This window comes from Pedobacter sp. L105, from assembly GCF_009765875.1.
Lineage (GTDB): Bacteria > Bacteroidota > Bacteroidia > Sphingobacteriales > Sphingobacteriaceae > Pedobacter.
Genome location: NZ_LMUP01000008.1, coordinates 318,370 through 337,140, shown reverse-complemented (window position 1 = coordinate 337,140; position 18,771 = coordinate 318,370). Strand labels below are relative to the sequence as shown.

Here is an 18,771-nt window from a genome sequence, read left to right as displayed (position 1 = left end):
AATTAATTTGATAGATCTGAAATGTTTTAGAAATATTATTAAGGTTAATTTGCATCATCCTTTACATCCGAAGCAGTTTCAATGATTTTTCCACCCGTTCTTAACTGGTTGCTTAACAGAGATTCCTGTTCGCGCCTGTGGTTAACGATGTGTGTAGCGGTAAAAATAGCCTCAATAAATGAGGATGGATCTGCCACATTTTTGCCTGCAATATCGTATCCTGTTCCGTGATCCGGAGAGGTACGGATATATTTCATTCCGGCTGTATAATTCACGCCGCTGCCAAAGGCAATGGTTTTAAAAGGGATTAGTCCCTGATCGTGGTACATGGCCAGTACAGCATCAAATTGTTTGTAACTGCCGTTGCCAAAAAATCCATCAGCCGGATATGGGCCAAAGCAGATCACCCCTTTATCAAAGGCTTCCTGTATGGCTGGCATAATGATATCCAGTTCTTCTGTACCCAATAGTCCGTTATCACCAGCGTGGGGATTTAAGCCCAATACGGCAATTTTTGGTTTTTCGATCCAGAAATCTTTTTTAAGACTTTCATTGATCATGACCAGCTTTTTAGCGATCTTCTCTTTGGTGATGCTCTGTGCGATCTGTGATACAGGAATATGTCCGGTTACTACGCCTACGCGCAGATCCTCACTTACCAGGAACATCAGCACATCTGAACTGCCGCTGCGTTCCTGAAGATATTCTGTATGACCAGGAAATTTAAAAGTTTCGGATTGTATGTTGTGTTTGTTGATCGGTGCTGTAACCAAAGCGTCGATATTTCCTTTGATCAGGTCGTCCGTTGCTTTTTCTAAAGAAAGCAGGGCATATTTTCCACCAATTTCTGTGGATAAACCCAGTTCAATTTTTACATCCTCTTCCCAGCAATTGATCATGTTAGCTTTTTTAGGATTTGCATCCGCAGCTCCGTTGATCACGTTGAAACTAAAATCTCCCAAACCCAGTGCTTTTCTATGGTAAGATGCAACTTTGGTATGTCCGTAAACGATAAGTGTACAATAATCAAGTATACTGACATGAGCTAATGATTTTAGAATGACTTCTAAACCAATCCCATTTACATCACCTATACTGATACCTATTTTAATTTTATGGCTCATTTTGACTGAAAATTTAGCGAAAATACAGAATTTTCATTAGTAACCAGTTCTTTTTATCGGGTGAACAAATGATGCTTATAGATAATTAGATCGTGGTCTAAGGAATTTAGGCATAACCTGGTTGCGGTTTGCTCGCTTATCAAAGGCTTTTGAATTGTTTATTTAATATGTCACGGGTTTGAGATTAGTTTGTTTTTTACCACTCATAGTCCACGCATAGTCCACTCATTATCTACTAAATTAGTTCTATCAGTAGAAGATGAGTGGACTATGCGTGGACTATACGTGGATTATAACAAATCGATATCAAACTAAACTCACATCAAACAAAAACCAGATTGGTCTTCCTGATAAATTTGATCAGACAATAGTTGTAAAAGACCTTTTTGTTGTTATTCTGCAAGCTTATTCCGCTTTCCGGCGTCATCTTAAGCTTAACTCATAAAAGTTTAGTTATTTTGCAGCTTTTAGAAGAATGGTCTTCTTTAAGGTGTGGAATATAAGAGGAATGAACATATGAGTTTGGTAAGGGCGAAAAAACATTTGGGACAGCATTTTTTAACCGATAAGAAGATTGCGGCTAAAATTGTGAACGGTCTTGTCCATACCGATCAGTACCGCCAGGTACTGGAAGTAGGGCCTGGTATGGGAATCCTTTCAGATATCCTGCTGGAAAGGGAAGATCTGGAAACTTATATGATCGATATTGATGTAGAATCCTATAATTTTTTAAAGGATAAATATCCTCAAATGGGCAGCAGGCTGATCAATGGGGATTTTCTAAAGATGAACCTGACCGCTGTTTTTCCCGGTAAGTTTGCCATCATTGGTAATTTCCCTTACAACATCTCTTCACAAATTTTATTTAAGGTACTGGAACACCGGGATAATGTTGTAGAAATGGTAGGCATGTTTCAAAAAGAAGTAGCAGAGCGCTGCGCTTCTAAAAGCGGAACCAAGGATTACGGGATTTTAAGTGTACTGATCCAGGCCTATTACAATATTGATTACCTGTTCACGGTAAAACCGGGGACATTTAACCCGCCGCCTAAAGTAAATTCGGGTGTGATCCGGTTGAGCCGTAATGACGTGGTTTCTTTGCCCTGCGATGAGAAATTATTCTGGTCGGTGGTGAAATCAGGTTTTAACCAGCGGAGAAAGACTTTACGTAATGCCCTATCCGGCGTATTGCCTAAAGTAAAAATGGACGATAACATCTTTTTCGAAAAGCGCGCTGAGCAACTGAGTGTGGAAGATTTTATCACACTAACACAACTGGTAGCTAAGCTTTCACAATAAATACAAATCAAATGAGCGGTAAAATTTTAATTATTGACGATTTACATCCTGCATTTAAACAGAAGGCCGAAGAGTTAGGTTATCATGTAGATGATCTCCCTAAAATCACCAGGGCAGAAACTATGGCTGTCATTGCAGGTTACGAAGGAATAGCAGTACGTACAAAATTTAAGATAGACAGGGAGCTGATGGACGCTGCGCCAGGACTTAAATTCGTGGCAAGGGCAGGTGCAGGGCTGGATAATATTGATGAGGCTTATGCAAAGGAAAAGAATATCCAGCTGATCAATGCACCGGAAGGAAACCGCGATGCACTGGGTGAACTTGCGGTAGGCTTATTGCTTTCCATCATGAATAATTTCCGTAAGGCAGATATTGAGATCAGAAACGGTGTTTGGGACCGTGAAGGGAGCAGGGGCTGGGAGCTGAAAGGTAAAACTGTAGGTATTATCGGTTATGGTTTTATGGGCAGCAGCTTTGCCCGTAAGCTTTCAGGTTTTGAAGTGAAAGTAATCGCTTACGATAAATATAAAACAGGATTTTCTGATGCTTATGCCCAGGAGTGCAGCATGGAAGAGATTGTGAAACACAGTGATATACTGAGCTTTCATATTCCGTTAACAGCAGAAACCAGACAAATGGTAGATGAAGAGTATTTACGCCATTTTAAGAAGAACATATTTTTTATCAATACGGCAAGAGGAGAGATCGTTAACACTAAAGCGGTGCTGGCCGCATTGGAAACAGGAAAGATTATTGGCGCAGGCTTAGATGTACTGGAAGCAGAAAAGTTTCCTAATTTAAGTGAGCAATCCTGGTATCGGGAATTAGCTGCTTCTCCAAAAGTTTTACTAACTCCACATGTTGGCGGCTGGACTTTTGATTCTTACCGTAAGATCTCTGAAGTACTTGGCGATAAATTAGCGCAACTGTAATCAGTACATTTTTTGCTGTTATATATAGGATAGCTAATGCTCAGGCCACTGCGCATTAGCTATTTGTTTTTCATTACCCTCCATTAGCCAGGGATGTATGGCCTTATTCTTATTGCCAATCTGGTTTTATCCATCTTAACTTTCATTTCAACCCAGCAAAGATCTATTCCTGTAAATGGGTATTTCATATCGCCGGATTTTAGTGTGGAAAAACAGTTGATTATTGAATTATAGCTATTTGGTTTAGTCGGATGGATTAATATTAAGAGAGTAATTATAATTATTCTTTTATTAATTATAATTCTACCGGATAAAATGTGGGAAATATAATAATGTGCATTTAATATAAACGTAATCATATTCTTTTATGGAGAATGTTTTATAAATGATCTGGAATATGACACATGTTGATGTGTCATCGTGCTAAAACGTCAATATTTTAGTTAAACTTTAATTAAGTTGCAGGTAACAATGTAAAAGTTATATTTTTTTTACTACTTGAACGCTCTCCAATGAAAATAGTGCTATTTGCCAATCACCTGGCGATACTTCCTGTTATCAATTATTTTTATTCCCGTGGATGGTTAAGTGCTGTGGTTTCTACAGACAAGTTACATGGTGAAAATCTTCAGATAGAAGACTTTTGTAATCAACAGGCTATTCCATTCTGCAAGGTTATACGGGAAGAATTAAAAACGACAGTTTTAAGCCTTCTTCATCAAATTGAGCCCGATTTAGTTTTTATGTGCGGCTTTAGCTACCGGATACCCGGTGAGGTGTTTTCTATTCCATTTCTAGGTTTTTATAATATACATTTTAGTTTACTACCCGCTTACAGAGGTCCTGACCCTATTTTTTGGCAATTAAAAAATGGGGAGCAAACAGGTGGAATCAGTATTCACAAAGTTAATGCTGGTTTTGATGCCGGGGAAGTGGTGGCACAGCAGGAAATACCTTTTATACCAGGAGAAAATTGGGGCATCTGCAATAGCCGTTACATACCCATCGCTTTTAATATGATTAAACAGCTTGCCGAAAAGCTGATGGTGGGAGATCGTATTCCACTAGTTCCTACCGATCATGTTGCAGGCAGTTATTATCCAAAACCCGGAGTTGAGGATCTGGCTCTCGAATGGGATATACAAACCTCAGAGCAGATAGAGCAGTTAGTTAATGCCTGTAATCCCGGTGCAAATGGTGCAATCACTGTTTTTAAACAGCAGATGGTCAGGATACTGGAAGTTTCCCCAGTAGATGGAACGGGAGATCCATCTGTATCGGGAGGAAGCATTGTACATGCCGATAGCAGCGGATTGTATGTGCAGTGTGCAGATCAAAAACTTTTAAGAATAAATATTTTAAGGCTTAAAGAAGGTTTTATGACCGGTTTTAAGCTGGCGGCATTGGGTGTCAGCAGGGGAGATTGCTTTGAAAACGTTGTTGTGAAAAATTTATCAACTATATAATAAATTAAATAATTATGGAAAATTACATTGGTGAGATTAGAATATTCGCCGGAGATTATGCACCTCAGAACTGGGCGCTATGTAATGGCGCATTGTTGCCCATCAGCCAGAATGAAGCGCTTTTCACTCTACTGGGTACAGTTTATGGAGGGGATGGAATAAACACATTTGCAGTTCCCGATCTGCGTGGCCGCATACCATTACACAAGGGAACAGGTCCTGGGTTAGCGCCGGTAGTGCTGGGACAAAAAGCCGGAGCGGAAACTGTTGTTCTGACAGCAGCTAACCTTCCGGTCCACACTCATGCTTTAGTTGCTGTAGATGTTTTGGCAACTACAGGAAATCCAACAAATATGATGATGGCAAAAACCAGCAGGAATGTGTATGTGACCAATGTAGTTACGCCACCGGAAACGACCCTACCGCCTCCTGTAGCCATGGGCCCAACGGCTATCGCTTCAGCTGGAGGTTCAACTCCCGTATCCCTTATTCAGCCCTATCTGGCTGTGAATTTTATTATTGCAACTGTAGGTATTTTCCCATCACAAAACTAAAAAAGATAATATGGACCCTTTAATCGGAGAATTAAGAGTGTTTGCTTTTGGCATTGTGCCAAGAGGCTGGGCATTATGCGACGGTACCATCCTGCCCGTTCAGCAGAATGCTGCCTTATTTTCAATATTAGGTACACAGTTTGGAGGCAATGGTACTACCAGCTTCGCCCTGCCGGATCTGCGTGGCCGTGTTCCGGTGCATGCAGCATCACCAAATTTAGTAGGACAGCCAGGCGGCGTGAACAACACTACGCTCACGGCAGTTAATATGCCTGCTCACACTCATCGGTTATCCATTACCCCTACAGCGGCAAATCAGGGTGCTGTGGCAGGTAATTTATTGGCCACTACAACAGATAATGAATTTGCTGTTAAGGGGAGTAATCCCATCGCCATAATGGCATTACCTGCAATAGGTGTTACGGGAAATTCGGTGCCTGTAAGTAATATGCAGCCTTATCTGGGTTTGTCGATTTGTATTGCTGTGGTGGGAGTTTACCCGCAACGGTCTTAATTAAAAATATTATTTAACTAAAATCTCAATAACTCATGGATCCTTATGTCGGAGAAATAAGAATGTTTGCAGGAACCTTTGCCCCTTTGGATTGGGCATTTTGTAACGGACAAACGATAAATATTCAACAGAATACAACGTTATATGCAGTCATAGGAACACTATATGGCGGCAATGGCACCACAACTTTTCTCTTGCCTAATTTGCAGGGAATGGCGCCTTTAGGTATCGGATCTGGTCCGGGCCTTAGTTCGTATAACATTGGAGAGACCGAAAATTCAGCAGCCTATACGCTGGACAATAATACCCTACCTGCACATACACATGTTTTAAACGGTACAAGTGCTGGCGGTGGTACATTAACGGCTACCAATGGATATCTGGGTGGCACTTCATCCAGAGCCCCAAAGTATGGCGTTAATCCAACTCCCAGTCCTGCTGATGTTGCAGATCCGTCAAGTATTGCACCAGCGGGTAGTGCATCACCTTTGGCTGTGTCCAACTTGCAACCTTATTTGACTTTAAATTTTATTATCTGTCTTTACGGAAATTTTCCGCCAAGACCATAAAATTTAATCTTTAGTAATTCTATATGGTTTGAGCTATCCTGTTCTGGGATAGCTTTTAATGTTTTGTTTCTGAGTACTGCTGTTTGCCTTTATACTGTTTTCCTGAGTTTAATTCTATCATATGAGACTAAAATTCTACTTAATTCTGCCTTTTTTGTTTTTATATGGTCTTGCCTTTGGTCAGACCATCACCTATTCTGATGATTTCACCGGAGGAAATATTACGCTCACTAAAGATGTCGTAAGTACTGGTGGTGGTAATTCGTATAGTGGTGGAGGGTATATAATATTCTGGTGCTCATCTGTTAATCTGGGTGATTCCGGTGGTGGATTACATACCGGAGGTACTTGGGTATTGGGTGAAGTGAATACAATTACCTGCAATGACGGAGGACAGGCATTTTACTACAATGTAAGTACCAATTCGACAACGCCTCCAACTTCCGTTCACGGGGGTGGTGGATGGCAAGTAATGAATGGCTCTACGCCAGGTGCCTTGAATCTCACCGTTGCAGGAGGAATAACTGCGCCAACTGCAACCACAGTTGCCGCTAGTAGTATCTTATCCACTTCGGCAATATTAAATGGTAGTCTGAATGCTAATGGCGCCACAACTACGGCAACTTTTGAATATAGCACTACAAGCGCTACATTGAGTAGCGGGGTCACTTCAGTAGCAGCCTCACCAGCTTCAGTTGCTGGTGGTGCCGGCAATACCAATGTAACTTACAATCTCAGCACCACCGGGGCAACTACTTATTATTACAGGGTGAAAGGAGTGAACAGCTCGGGCACAACAACAGGCAGTATCCTTAGTTTTACTACACCAGCTCCAATTATCGTTATTGCACCGGCAACTTTACCTGCACCCACGACAGGAGTAGCCTACAGTAGTACTTTAACTTCTTCAGGCGGTATTGCGCCCTATACTTTTGCGATCTCCGCGGGCGCATTGCCCGCTGGACTCATACTTACCCCCTCTGGTGTGCTTTCAGGCATACCAACAGCAGGAGGGACTTTTAATTTTACAGTGACGACTACAGATGCATCTTCCTCAACCGGAACACGAGTATATTCATTTACTGTATCCGCACCAACCATTGCCGTTACGCCAGTAACTTTACCGGCGGCTACGGCAGGCACAGCCTACAGTCAAACTATCACCGCTTCTGGCGGTACAGCACCTTATACCTTTGCGATTACCTCTGGTACATTACCAACGGGACTCACACTTTCCCCCGCTGGTGTGCTTTCTGGTACAACAACACTAAGCGGAACTTTTAATATCACGGTTAGGGCTACAGATAATTCAACCGGAACCGGTCCGTATTTTGGATCGAGATCCTATTCACTTACTGTTAACGGGCCAACAATTACTTCCGGAGGCGGACCGCTGACTACCATGTCTGCTACTTATGGTACAGCATCTGCTCCTGCACAAAGTTTTACTGTTTCGGGAGCCAATTTAACTGCGGGCCTGGTGATCACTCCTCCTAATATAGCTTTTGAGATCAGCAAGGACAATGGTACCACCTATTCGTCTACACTTAGCTTAACCCCCCCGGTATCAGGCACTGTTACAACTACAACTATATTGGTACGGTTAGCAGCAACAGCAACTGTGGGCAGCCATTCTGGAAATATTGTACTAAGCAGTAGTGGTGCCACTGCTGTTAATGTACCTACAACTAGCAGCACAGTTTTGCCAGCTCCCTTAACAATCACAGCAAACAGCCAGACCAAAGTTTATGGCGCAGCATTGCCAACTTTGACAGCCAGTTATACAGGTTTTGTGAACGGCGATAACCCGGCCAGTTTAACTACATTAGCTACATTGACCACTACGGCATCTGCCGCTTCATCCGTAGCCGGCAGCCCTTATGCGATCACCGCAAGCGGAGCGGTTGATCCAAATTATACGATCAGCTATGTTGCCGGAAGTTTGTCGGTGACTTCTGCACCATTAACTATTACTGCTAATAACCAGACTAAAGTATACGGCGCGGCATTGCCAACTTTGACAGCCAGTTACAACGGTTTTGTAAATGGAGACACGCAGGCCAGTTTAACTACATTAGCTACGTTGGCCACTACGGCATCTGCCGCTTCATCCGTAGCCGGCAGTCCTTATGCGATCACCGCAAGCGGAGCGGTAGATCCAAATTATACGATCAGCTATGTTCCGGGTAATTTGTCGGTGACTCCTGCGCCACTAACAATTACTGCTAATAACCAGACTAAAATATATGGTGCGGCATTGCCAACTTTGACAGCCAGTTACAGCGGTTTTGTAAATGGAGACACTCAGGCCAGTTTAACTACACAACCTACGTTGACAACTACTGCTACGGCAACCTCTTCCGTATCAGGCAGTCCTTATCCGATTACTGCAAGCGGAGCGGTTAGTCCTAATTATACGATCACTTACACCCCTGGTAATTTATCAGTCACCACTGCGGCATTGACTATCACTGCGGATAATCAGACCAAAGCCTATGGGGCAGCAGTACCTACTTTAACAGCCAGTTACAACGGTTTTGTAAATGGAGACACTCAGGCCAGTTTAACTACACAGCCTACGTTGACAACTACTGCTACGGGAACCTCTTCTGTAGCAGGAAGTCCTTATCCGATTACTGCAAGCGGAGCGGTAAATTCTAACTATACGATCACTTACACCCCTGGTAATTTATCAGTCACGGCTGCGACATTGACTATCACTGCGGATAACCAGACTAAAACCTATGGTGCAGCGGTACCTACTTTAACAGCAAGTTACAGCGGTTTTGTAAATGGAGACACGCAGGCCAGTTTAACTACACAGCCTACGTTGACAACTACTGCTACGGCAACATCGTCTGTAGCAGGTAGTCCTTATCCGATTACCGCAAGTGGAGCGGTAAGTACTAATTACACGATCACTTACACCCCTGGTAATTTATCAGTCACGGCTGCGACATTGAATATTACCGCGGATAACCAGACCAAAACATATGGTGCAGCGGTACCTGCTTTAACAGCCAGTTACAGTGGTTTTGTAAATGGAGACACGCAGGCAAGTTTAACTACACAGCCTACTTTAACGACTACTGCGACTGTAACTTCATCGGTTGCCGGCAGTCCTTATGCGATCACTGCAAGCGGAGCGGTTGATCCAAATTATACGATCAGCTATGTTCCGGGTAATTTGTCGGTGACTTCTGCGCCACTAACGATTACTGCAAATAGCCAAACTAAAGTATATGGCGAGGCATTGCCAACTTTGACAGCTAGTTATACTGGCTTTGTAAATGGTGATACCCAAGCCAGTTTAACAACACTACCTACTTTGACCACTACCGCGACTGCAACTTCATCTGTAACAGGCAGTCCTTATCCAATTACAGCAAGTGGGGCAGTGGATCTAAACTATACGATCAGTTATGTAGCCGGTAATTTAAGTGTCAGTGCAGCGGCCCTGACCATTACTGCGGATAACCAGACCAAAGGCTATGGAGCGGCACTACCAGCCTTAACAGCCAGTTACAGTGGTTTTGTAAATGGAGACACGCAGGCCAGTTTAACTACACAGCCTACGTTGACAACTACTGCTACGCCAACATCATCAGTAGCAGGCAGTCCTTATACGATTACCGCAAGTGGAGCGGTAAGTCCTAATTATACGATCACTTACACCCATGGTAATTTATCAGTCACCACTGCGGCATTGACTATCACTGCAGATAACCAGACTAAAACCTATGGTGCAGCAGTACCTACTTTAACAGCAAGTTACAGCGGTTTTGTAAATGGAGACACGCAGGCCAGTTTAACCACACAACCTACGTTGACAACTACTGCTACGGCAACCTCTTCCGTATCAGGCAGTCCTTATCCGATTACTGCAAGCGGAGCGGTAAGTCCTAATTACACGATCACTTACACCCCTGGTAATTTATCAGTCACCACTGCGGCATTGACTATTACTGCTGATAACCAAACTAAAACATATGGTGCAGCGGTACCTACTTTAACAGCAAGTTACAGTGGTTTTGTAAGTGGAGATACTCAGGCCAGTTTAACTACACAGCCTACATTGACAACTACTGCCACGGCAACATCGTCAGTAGCAGGCAGTCCTTATCCGATTACTGCAAGCGGAGCGGTTAGTCCTAATTATACGATCACTTATACCCCTGGTAATTTATCAGTCACCACTGCGGCATTGACTATCACTGCTGATAACCAGACTAAAATATACGGAGCAGCGGTACCTACTTTAACAGCAAGTTACAGCGGTTTTGTAAATGGAGATACGCAGGCCAGTTTAACTACACAGCCTACGTTAACAACTAATGCAACACCAACATCCTCCGTGGCGGGAAGTCCTTATGCGATTACCGCAAGTGGAGCGGTAAGTTCTAATTACACGGTCACTTACACCCCTGGTAATTTATCAGTCACCACTGCGACATTGACTATCACTGCTGATAACCAGACTAAAACATATGGTGCAGCAGTGCCTACTTTAACAGCAAGTTACAGCGGTTTTGTAAATGGAGACACGCAGGCTAGTTTAACCACACAGCCCACTTTAACGACTACTGCTACACCAACATCGTCAGTAGCAGGAAGTCCTTATCCGATTACGGTTAGCGGAGCAGCAGATCCAAATTATAACATCAGTTACACAGCAGGTAACCTTTCAGTTAGTACAAGTGCTATTACTGTAACTGCAGATGAAAAAAGCAAAACTTATGGTGATGCAGATCCTGCACTCACTTATGTGATCACAAGCGGAGCGCTTGCCAGTGCAGATACCTTTACCGGTACATTAACAAGAACTGCCGGTGAGAACGTAAACACCTATGCAATTACCCAGGGTAGCCTGGCACTAAACAGCAATTATGTGTTAACCTATGCTGGCGCTAACCTATCAATTGTTAAAAGAGCACTAACGATTACAGCTGATAACAAGACCAAAATTCAGGGGACAGCTAATCCGCCCTTAACAGCAAGCTACAGTGGATTTGTAAATGGTGATACGAACGATCAACTAACTACTCAGCCAAATCTAAGCACAACAGCCGTCCTCAGTTCTTCGGCTAACACTTATCCGATTACAGTAAATGGCGCGGCTTCAACCAACTATACCATTAACTACGTTCCTGGTATTTTAACCGTAACCGGCTCTGTGCTGACTGTCACTGTTAATAACCAGAGTAAAGTGTATGGCTCGACTAACCCTGACCTGACCGTTTCTTATAGTGGTTTTATAAACGGGGACAGTGAAGCCAGTTTCACTACTAAACCTGTTGTCAGCACTACGGCAACGACCGGATCAGCAGCAGGGGTGTATCCTGTCACAGTGAGCGGAGGTAGTATAGCCGGTTATAACCTGGTGTATGTGCCGGGCAGTTTAACTGTTACACCGGCAGCGCTGACCATTACGGCAGATAACAAAAGCAGGATTTATGGTACTGATAATCCTGAACTGACCCTTACTTACAGCGGTTTTGTGAATGGCGATGATGTAACAAAATTATCCAGCCAGGCAGTTGCCACTACAGCAGCTGTGAGCACCACTGCACCAGGAAATTATCCAATCATGGTAAATGGGGCATCATCTTCTGATTATACCTTTAACTATGTTAATGGGACATTGAATATTACACCATTAACAGTGAACAGCGTATCCGGTCTGACAATTAGTTCAGGCACTTTGTCCCCATCTTTTACTGCTGCAACGCATGGGTATACGGCTTCAGTTGATAATACGGTAAGCAACATCACACTTAAATTAACATTTGACCCAACGGCAACGGCAAAAATAGACGGTTCACCAGTTACCAATAGCGATCCTTTAGCTACCGTTTCACTAAATGTGGGTAACAACACAATTCTTGTGGTGGTAACCGCTCAGGACGGCGTAACAAAGAACACCTATACCCTAACCATATACAGGGGTGAAGCAGCTGCATCTGTTACAGCTACCAATATCCTTACGCCAAATGGCGATGGAAAGAATGATACCTGGGTAATTCAGGATATCCAGCTTTATCCTAAAAACTCAGTAAAGGTATTTGATCGTGCGGGCAGGACAGTATATGCTAAAAATGGATATATGAATGATTGGGATGGTACTTTAAGGGGAGCTCCCCTGGCTGAAGGCACTTACTATTATACAGTAGACCTTGGTCCGGGTTTAACTAAGTTCAACGGATTTATTACCCTGCTTCGAAGCAAATAAAACAGATTATACAGCGAAATATAGAAAAGAATTAATGTTCATATGAAGAATCAGGCCCCATCTAAAATATCATTCCTTAAAATTACAAAAAACCTGCTCGCAACAGTATTCCTGATGGGCATGACCTTATGTAGTAAGGCTCAGTTAAGCCCGTTTCAGGCGATGTATTTTCAGAACAAATACATTTATAACCCGGCAATGGCAGGCATGGATCATGCATTAGATATCAATGCGGGGTACCGCAAGCAATGGAGCAATTTCCCCGGAACACCGAGAACAGGGTACCTGACAGCAGATTTTCAGCCGACAGATAAGGTAGGGCTGGGTCTGAATGTCACTGACGACCAGACCGGACTGATTAAAAGTACCAGGGTAGTAGCTTCTTACGCATATCATATACAGCTGGAAGGTGATAACCAGCACCTGAGTTTCGGTTTGTCATTAGGCGTAAATGATTCAAGAATAGACTATAGCAACATTAATGGTGATATTTCTGATGTAGAACTAAACCGTTACAGTGAATTAAAGCCTTACCTGGATGGTGATTTTGGTGTGGCCTATACCAGTAATAACTTCTATCTCGGCGCCGCACTTCCAAACCTTAAAACAACCTTATCCCAAAGCTCCGATCAGAGGTACGATGCCGACAGGGTATTGTTTGTGGGTATAGCCAGTTACAAATTTCCTGTGGGTGACGGAGGTGCATTTAAACTAGAGCCTTTGGCCGGGCTGCGTATTGTAAAAGGATATACTGATATTGTAGACGCGGGATTTAATTTTGATATGGAGCGCTACGGATTATATTTTCAGAGTATCTACCATAGCAGCAGTAGCCTGGGTTTAGGATTTGGCCTGGACCAGAAAACATATGCCTTTAGTTTCTCCTATAACCTGGAAACCGGTCAGTTAACCACTTATACCAACGGAACCTTTGAAATTGGATTTAAACTGAGATTGTTCGGAAAATAAGTTAATTGGTATTTAAAGAACCCCGGATGTTTAACATCCGGGGTTCTGCTCTATTGTTTTTGAACTGAGAATTTTCTTCTTTAAAAGCAGGCTTTATTCATACACCTATTTTTTCCAGTTGTTATCTGCCGGTGTAGCATCCATATAAATGCCTCCGTCTATCTGAATAGCTGCAACTGCTTTTAAAGCATTAAATTGAACGGTAATATTTTTTTGATTGGCTTTCCAGATCAGTGGTGTTTGATGAATGGCCTGTATAGTACCATCGGCATAGGTAACCTTTAAATCAAATGGAATAGCAAACCCACCTACATTTTTTAACGCAACGCTGTAGTTAGAACCTTTTATAGATACTTTATCGATTTTCAGGTCGATATAGTTATAACTGAAAAACCAATTGTTCCAGTACCAGTTTAAATCCTGTCCTGAAGCATTACTGATACTATTGAAAAAATCCCATGGAATAGGATGTTTACCGTTCCATCTTTCCATGTATACATGCAAAGCTTTTTTGAAAATTTCATCGCCCAGCATATCTTTTAATCCAATATAGGATAAAGATGGTTTTACGTATGCGTTATTACCTCCTGCCAGTATAGTTGGCGTAATTACAGGAAGATCTTCTTCCGTAGCAGGATCATTGATATAACGTTTTACCCTGAAGTTCTTGTAATTTTCATCAGCCTTTGCTTTTCCCAGCTGATCAGTAGCAATCAGGTATTCCAGTGTTGTTGCCCAGCCTTCATCCATATAAGCATAGCGGGTTTCATTGATCCCCATATAAAAAGGAAAATAGGTATGCGCAATCTCATGGTTCATTACAAACTGGCTGAACTCCATATCATTGGTAGTACCATCATTCACCATCATCGGGTATTCCATGTCGGCAAACCCCTGTACAACGGTCATTTTTGAAAAGGGATAAGCAACACCAGGCCAGTTATTGGAAAACCAGCCAAGTGCCAGTTTAGACCAGGCTACACCATGACTAAAATCTACAGCTTTTGAATCGTAAGCCGATTGTACACTTGCCCTTCTTTTGGTTTTATTGTCCACAATCACACTTCCTGCATCCCATATATAATGGTTACTCAGGGCAAAGGTTACATCGGTAATATGGTCGGCCGTAAATTTCCAGGTGTTCCAGGCATTTTGTTTGGTCACTTCACCTTTAGCCATTTCATCGGCATTCGCCATGCTGATCACTTCATCGCTGGTTAACGATCTTTTCAATTTTTCGGCAAACTTAGGCTGTAATACTTCATCAGGATTTTTTAGATCACCTGTAGCCCACACCACATAGTTTTTTGGTGCTTTTACATTTAGCTGGTAGTCATTGAAATCGTTGTAAAATTCTGCCCTGTCCATATGCGGGATTCTATCCCATCCGTCATAATCGTCATACACTGAAATCCTTGGGAAAGAATAGGCCACAAAAAATGTAGTGCTGTCCAGCTGTCCTTCCCTGCCGCTTTCTTTAGATAGCGGATAACTCCATTCAATGGTTAAACTGGCCGTTTGTCCTGGGTTAATTGCACTCTTTAATTTTACCCCGGCTACAGTGCCCCAGTTTTTACTGTCGACAGTATAACTCTCACCATTAACGGTAAATGCATGGATGTTTAATCCGCTGCTTAAAAAATCGGGGCTTACATATCCCGCTCTCGGTGCTTCAGGCTTGTGCAGATTATTGACAAAGCGAATAGCGAGTTGTTTCAGCGTATCGGGGCTGTTATTTGTATAGGCAATAGTTTCTGTACCATTTACCATCTTATCTGCCGGTGTAACAGTAAGGGTCATATCATATTTCCCTTTGTTCTGCCAGTAATTTTTTCCAGGTTTTCCGTCTAAGGAACGGGTACCGTTTTCATATGCCTTTTTAATATTTCTTGGCATGTAGAGCTCCTGTGCGCTTGCTGTAAGGCTAACGAAGGAAATGAGCGTTAGTATTCTAAAAAGGTTTTTTTGCATATGAGTGGGCTATGTTTACCGTAAAAGTAAAGGTTTTAAGTTCTTTCCAAAACAATTCAAATTAAAAGATTTGCTTTTGTAAGAATAGCCTGTTATCTTCGTTTTAATTCAAGCAAGACTATGTAGGCTTAATAGGCCCGTATAGTCTTGTTTGTATTTTGGAGGATTTATAAATAAAAAATAAGCTATGACAGAAGTAACATACTATACTCAGGAAGGATTAGATAAACTAAAGGAAGAGGTACATTACTTAACCACTACAGGCAGACAATTGATCTCCAAAGCTATAGCTGAAGCAAGAGATAAAGGTGATCTATCTGAAAATGCTGAGTACGATGCAGCAAAAGAGGCACAGGGACTACACGAAGCAAAAATATCAAAATTGAAAGGTACTTTAGCTTCGGCAAGGCTGATTGATGAATCTAAATTGGATTTAACAAAAGTACTGGCCTTGTCTATTGTGAAAATCAAAAATATCAAGAACGGCGCTACCATGACCTATCAGTTGGTTGCAGAAACAGAGGCTGATATGAAAACCGGCAAGATTTCAGTTAAATCACCTATAGCACAGGGTTTACTGGGTAAATCTGTAGGAGATAAAGCAGAGATCGAAGTTCCTGCCGGCAAAATTGAATTTGAAATATTGGAAATCAGCAGATAATAAAGAAAGCATGTCAAGTATATTTTCAAAGATCGTAGCCGGAGAAATTCCCGCACATATAGTTGCCGAAACCACAGAATTTCTTGCTTTTTTAGATGTTAGCCCGCTAACGATGGGCCACGTACTGGTGATTCCCAAAAAGGAAATTGATTATATTTTTGATATGGATGAAGAAAGTTATTTCGGACTGACTTTATTTGCCAAGATTGTTGCCACAGGACTTAAAAAAGCATTTCCCTGTATTAAAGTAGGGATGGCAGTGATTGGTTTGGAAGTACCTCACGTGCATATTCACCTGATTCCGATGAATAATGTAAGTGACATGAACTTTAGCAAACCCAAATTGAGCCCTTCAAATGAAGAGCTTGCAGAAGCTGCCTTAAAAATCAAAGCACAGTTATAATCTAACTGTGCTATTTTAACTTCTCGTTATTCTTATGCCTGTCGGCATCTCTGATACTCTTTTTAACCATATTCTTTTCCAGTGCTTCGGTCAGGTTGATGCCGGTCTGATTGGCCAGGCAGATCAGTACAAATAATACATCCGCCATTTCCTCACCCAGATCTACCGCTTCATCACTTTTTTTAAAAGACTGCTCGCCATATTTGCGCGACATGATACGGGCTACTTCACCCACTTCTTCCATTAATATAGCGGTGTTGGTCAATTCATTGAAATAACGGACACCAGTAGTGGTAATCCATTGATCAACTGATTCCTGTGCTTCCTGTAAAGTCATTATTCTTTGTTTTTTGTGTCTATGATAATGGTGACCGGGCCGTCATTCACCAGGCTGATCTTCATGTCGGCGCCAAATATCCCCATTTGTACAGGTTTGTTTAACAATACTTCCAATTGTCTGATCATGGCCTCATATAAAGGGATTGCTTTTTCCGGCCTTGCTGCCCTGGTAAAACCAGGCCTGTTTCCTTTTTTAGTAGCAGCATATAACGTGAACTGGCTGATCAGTAAAATATTTCCTCCGGTATCTGTCAGCGATCTGTTCATTAATCCCTGTTCGTCACCAAAGATCCGCATGTTCACCAGCTTTGCAGCCAGCCATTCTACATCTTCCTGTCCATCGGTATCTTCAATACCCAGTAGAATCATTAGTCCGCCTTCAATTTCACCGGTAAGCTGCCCGTCAACTTTACAGCTGGCTTCAGTAACTCTTTGTAAAACTGCTCTCATATAAATTATGCTCTGGTTTCATTGCCATGGAAAATACTCAGATAACTTTCATACCGGCTAACTTCTATCTCCCCGTTTTCCACTGCTGCTAGAACAGCGCATCCCGGCTCATTGATGTGCCGGCAGTTGTGGAATTTGCAGAGGTGCATCAGGTCGCGCATTTCACGGAAATAATGGCCCAGTTCTTCCGGGCGGATGTCGTAAATGCCCAGCTCCCTGATTCCCGGTGTGTCTATCAGGTATCCGCCAAAGGGCAACAGGTGCATTTCTGCAAAGGTAGTGGTATGCTGTCCCTTATCACTTGATTCGGAAATTTCACCTGTTTTTATGGCCCTTTCGGGATGGAGGATATTGATCAGGCTTGATTTGCCTACTCCGGAATGTCCGGAAAACAAAGTAGTTTTATCTTTTAATAAGTTTTCAATTCTCTCGATATGGGTACCTTCTAATGCAGAAACCTCATAACAGGGGTAACCTAAATGTTCATAGATGTTTTTGTATTCGGCCAGTACTTCCAGTCCGTCTTCATTGTATAAATCCAGTTTGTTGAATATCAATGTAGATGGAATACGATAAGCTTCGGCAGTGACTAAAAAGCGGTCGATAAAACCCAGTGAGGTACGCGGAGAGGCTAAGGTGACCACCAGGAAGGCCTGATCTAAATTGGCAGCAATGATCTGCGCCTGTTTGGACAGGTTAATGGATTTCCTGATAATGTAGTTCCTTCTTTCATGGAGTTTATAGATCACTCCGTTTTCAGAATTGGGTTCCATTTCAAACTCTACCTGGTCGCCAACGGCAATAGGGTTGGTGGTTTGAATTCCCTTGATACGGAACTTTCCTTTGATCCTGCAGTCGTAACTCTGGCCATCTGCTCCATGTACCTGATACCAGCTTCCTGTTGATTTTATTACTAGTCCTTGCATATTATGCCATAAAGGTAAGGAAAAATGGGTATTGGGTTAGCATTGATCAGCTACCTTTGAAATCATAGGTTCGGTTAAAAAGCTTCATCACCTTTAAAAAGAACAATTATTTACTAATGAAAAAATAAAATACGGAGAAGGGATGAAAAGCAATTTTTTTAGGCAAAGGCTTGCGAATGATAAAAATATAACTTTACTTTATAGCACAGCTAAAACGAAGTACTGGCTGTACTTAAATTATGATCAATCAATCAATTATTACATCCATTATTATTACTACCACCGGGAACCCGGGGAAGGTGAGATAATGGCATAAATAGAAAAATAAAAAACCATTAAAAGCGCCTTCCCTTAAAACGGAA

15 protein-coding genes are annotated in these 18,771 nt (G+C 42.3%); 10 read left to right on the top strand and 5 right to left on the bottom strand.

The features are described 5' to 3' along the window. Window positions 1-44: 44 nt before the first annotated feature. On the bottom strand, window positions 45-1,124 hold the full coding sequence (gene pdxA, locus GSQ84_RS16680) for a 4-hydroxythreonine-4-phosphate dehydrogenase PdxA (protein ID WP_158798406.1): 1,080 nt from the start codon (window positions 1,122-1,124) through the stop codon (window positions 45-47). Window positions 1,125-1,640: 516 nt separating this feature from the next. On the opposite strand from pdxA, the gene rsmA reads away from it, so the two are divergent. The 8 genes from rsmA (at window position 1,641) to GSQ84_RS16640 (ending at window position 13,659) form a co-directional block, all read left to right on the top strand. Further along, on the top strand, window positions 1,641-2,423 hold the full coding sequence (rsmA, locus tag GSQ84_RS16675) for a 16S rRNA (adenine(1518)-N(6)/adenine(1519)-N(6))-dimethyltransferase RsmA (RefSeq protein WP_158798405.1): 783 nt from the start codon (window positions 1,641-1,643) through the stop codon (window positions 2,421-2,423). A gap of 11 nt (window positions 2,424-2,434) precedes the next feature. Next, window positions 2,435-3,358: a 2-hydroxyacid dehydrogenase gene (locus GSQ84_RS16670; RefSeq protein ID WP_158798404.1), complete on the top strand. Its 924-nt coding sequence runs from the start codon at window positions 2,435-2,437 to the stop codon at window positions 3,356-3,358. Between the two features lie 512 nt (window positions 3,359-3,870). Then, on the top strand, window positions 3,871-4,824 hold the full coding sequence (locus GSQ84_RS16665) for a methionyl-tRNA formyltransferase (protein WP_158798403.1): 954 nt from the start codon (window positions 3,871-3,873) through the stop codon (window positions 4,822-4,824). A gap of 14 nt (window positions 4,825-4,838) precedes the next feature. Continuing rightward, window positions 4,839-5,378 carry a phage tail protein gene (locus GSQ84_RS16660; protein ID WP_216848948.1) on the top strand — a complete coding sequence of 180 codons (540 nt, stop codon included), beginning with the start codon at window positions 4,839-4,841 and terminating at the stop codon, window positions 5,376-5,378. A gap of 10 nt (window positions 5,379-5,388) precedes the next feature. Beyond that, the gene (locus GSQ84_RS16655) at window positions 5,389-5,892 is read left to right on the top strand and encodes a phage tail protein (protein ID WP_158798402.1); all 504 of its coding nucleotides are present in this window, start codon (window positions 5,389-5,391) and stop codon (window positions 5,890-5,892) included. A gap of 35 nt (window positions 5,893-5,927) precedes the next feature. Then, complete coding sequence (locus tag GSQ84_RS16650) at window positions 5,928-6,461, top strand: phage tail protein (protein WP_158798401.1); 534 nt, start codon at window positions 5,928-5,930, stop codon at window positions 6,459-6,461. A gap of 121 nt (window positions 6,462-6,582) precedes the next feature. Next, complete coding sequence (locus GSQ84_RS16645) at window positions 6,583-12,690, top strand: MBG domain-containing protein (RefSeq protein WP_158798400.1); 6,108 nt, start codon at window positions 6,583-6,585, stop codon at window positions 12,688-12,690. 42 nt (window positions 12,691-12,732) lie between these two features. Continuing rightward, window positions 12,733-13,659 carry a PorP/SprF family type IX secretion system membrane protein gene (locus GSQ84_RS16640; RefSeq protein WP_158798399.1) on the top strand — a complete coding sequence of 309 codons (927 nt, stop codon included), beginning with the start codon at window positions 12,733-12,735 and terminating at the stop codon, window positions 13,657-13,659. A gap of 105 nt (window positions 13,660-13,764) precedes the next feature. On the opposite strand, the gene GSQ84_RS16635 is transcribed toward GSQ84_RS16640, so the two are convergent. After that, window positions 13,765-15,630, bottom strand: a complete 1,866-nt coding sequence (locus tag GSQ84_RS16635; protein ID WP_158798398.1) for a M1 family metallopeptidase — start codon at window positions 15,628-15,630, stop codon at window positions 13,765-13,767. A 187-nt stretch (window positions 15,631-15,817) separates the two neighbouring features. On the opposite strand from GSQ84_RS16635, the gene greA reads away from it, so the two are divergent. Together greA and GSQ84_RS16625 are read left to right on the top strand one after the other, a co-directional pair. Beyond that, window positions 15,818-16,291 carry a transcription elongation factor GreA gene (greA, locus tag GSQ84_RS16630; RefSeq protein ID WP_158798397.1) on the top strand — a complete coding sequence of 158 codons (474 nt, stop codon included), beginning with the start codon at window positions 15,818-15,820 and terminating at the stop codon, window positions 16,289-16,291. Between the two features lie 10 nt (window positions 16,292-16,301). After that, complete coding sequence (locus GSQ84_RS16625) at window positions 16,302-16,694, top strand: HIT family protein (protein WP_158798396.1); 393 nt, start codon at window positions 16,302-16,304, stop codon at window positions 16,692-16,694. A 10-nt stretch (window positions 16,695-16,704) separates the two neighbouring features. Here the strand turns inward: GSQ84_RS16625 and GSQ84_RS16620 are convergent, their stop codons facing one another. From GSQ84_RS16620 to rsgA, 3 genes are read right to left on the bottom strand one after another with little or no spacing between them, the layout of a single operon-like run. After that, window positions 16,705-17,031 (bottom strand): nucleotide pyrophosphohydrolase, encoded by a 327-nt coding sequence (locus tag GSQ84_RS16620; RefSeq protein ID WP_158798395.1) that lies wholly within the window; start codon window positions 17,029-17,031, stop codon window positions 16,705-16,707. Then, on the bottom strand, window positions 17,031-17,483 hold the full coding sequence (gene dtd / locus GSQ84_RS16615) for a D-aminoacyl-tRNA deacylase (protein WP_158798394.1): 453 nt from the start codon (window positions 17,481-17,483) through the stop codon (window positions 17,031-17,033). The genes GSQ84_RS16620 and dtd overlap by 1 nt, the downstream gene beginning before the upstream one ends. Before the next feature lie 5 nt (window positions 17,484-17,488). Then, window positions 17,489-18,409, bottom strand: coding sequence for a ribosome small subunit-dependent GTPase A (gene rsgA, locus GSQ84_RS16610; RefSeq protein WP_158798393.1), 921 nt, complete (start codon window positions 18,407-18,409; stop codon window positions 17,489-17,491). Between the last annotated feature and the right edge of the window lie 362 nt (window positions 18,410-18,771).

What these genes read in the sequence shown, in the direction of transcription:
- GSQ84_RS16620 (WP_158798395.1), bottom strand. Translation starts at nt 17,031, where the DNA reads ATGACTTTACAGGAAGCACAGGAATCAGTTGATCAATGGATTACCACT.
- pdxA (WP_158798406.1), bottom strand. Translation starts at nt 1,124, where the DNA reads ATGAGCCATAAAATTAAAATAGGTATCAGTATAGGTGATGTAAATGGG.
- dtd (WP_158798394.1), bottom strand. Translation starts at nt 17,483, where the DNA reads ATGAGAGCAGTTTTACAAAGAGTTACTGAAGCCAGCTGTAAAGTTGAC.
- rsgA (WP_158798393.1), bottom strand. Translation starts at nt 18,409, where the DNA reads ATGCAAGGACTAGTAATAAAATCAACAGGAAGCTGGTATCAGGTACAT.
- GSQ84_RS16650 (WP_158798401.1), top strand. Translation starts at nt 5,928, where the DNA reads ATGGATCCTTATGTCGGAGAAATAAGAATGTTTGCAGGAACCTTTGCC.
- greA (WP_158798397.1), top strand. Translation starts at nt 15,818, where the DNA reads ATGACAGAAGTAACATACTATACTCAGGAAGGATTAGATAAACTAAAG.
- GSQ84_RS16655 (WP_158798402.1), top strand. Translation starts at nt 5,389, where the DNA reads ATGGACCCTTTAATCGGAGAATTAAGAGTGTTTGCTTTTGGCATTGTG.
- GSQ84_RS16625 (WP_158798396.1), top strand. Translation starts at nt 16,302, where the DNA reads ATGTCAAGTATATTTTCAAAGATCGTAGCCGGAGAAATTCCCGCACAT.
- GSQ84_RS16645 (WP_158798400.1), top strand. Translation starts at nt 6,583, where the DNA reads ATGAGACTAAAATTCTACTTAATTCTGCCTTTTTTGTTTTTATATGGT.
- GSQ84_RS16665 (WP_158798403.1), top strand. Translation starts at nt 3,871, where the DNA reads ATGAAAATAGTGCTATTTGCCAATCACCTGGCGATACTTCCTGTTATC.
- GSQ84_RS16660 (WP_216848948.1), top strand. Translation starts at nt 4,839, where the DNA reads ATGGAAAATTACATTGGTGAGATTAGAATATTCGCCGGAGATTATGCA.
- GSQ84_RS16640 (WP_158798399.1), top strand. Translation starts at nt 12,733, where the DNA reads ATGAAGAATCAGGCCCCATCTAAAATATCATTCCTTAAAATTACAAAA.
- GSQ84_RS16670 (WP_158798404.1), top strand. Translation starts at nt 2,435, where the DNA reads ATGAGCGGTAAAATTTTAATTATTGACGATTTACATCCTGCATTTAAA.
- GSQ84_RS16635 (WP_158798398.1), bottom strand. Translation starts at nt 15,630, where the DNA reads ATGCAAAAAAACCTTTTTAGAATACTAACGCTCATTTCCTTCGTTAGC.
- rsmA (WP_158798405.1), top strand. Translation starts at nt 1,641, where the DNA reads ATGAGTTTGGTAAGGGCGAAAAAACATTTGGGACAGCATTTTTTAACC.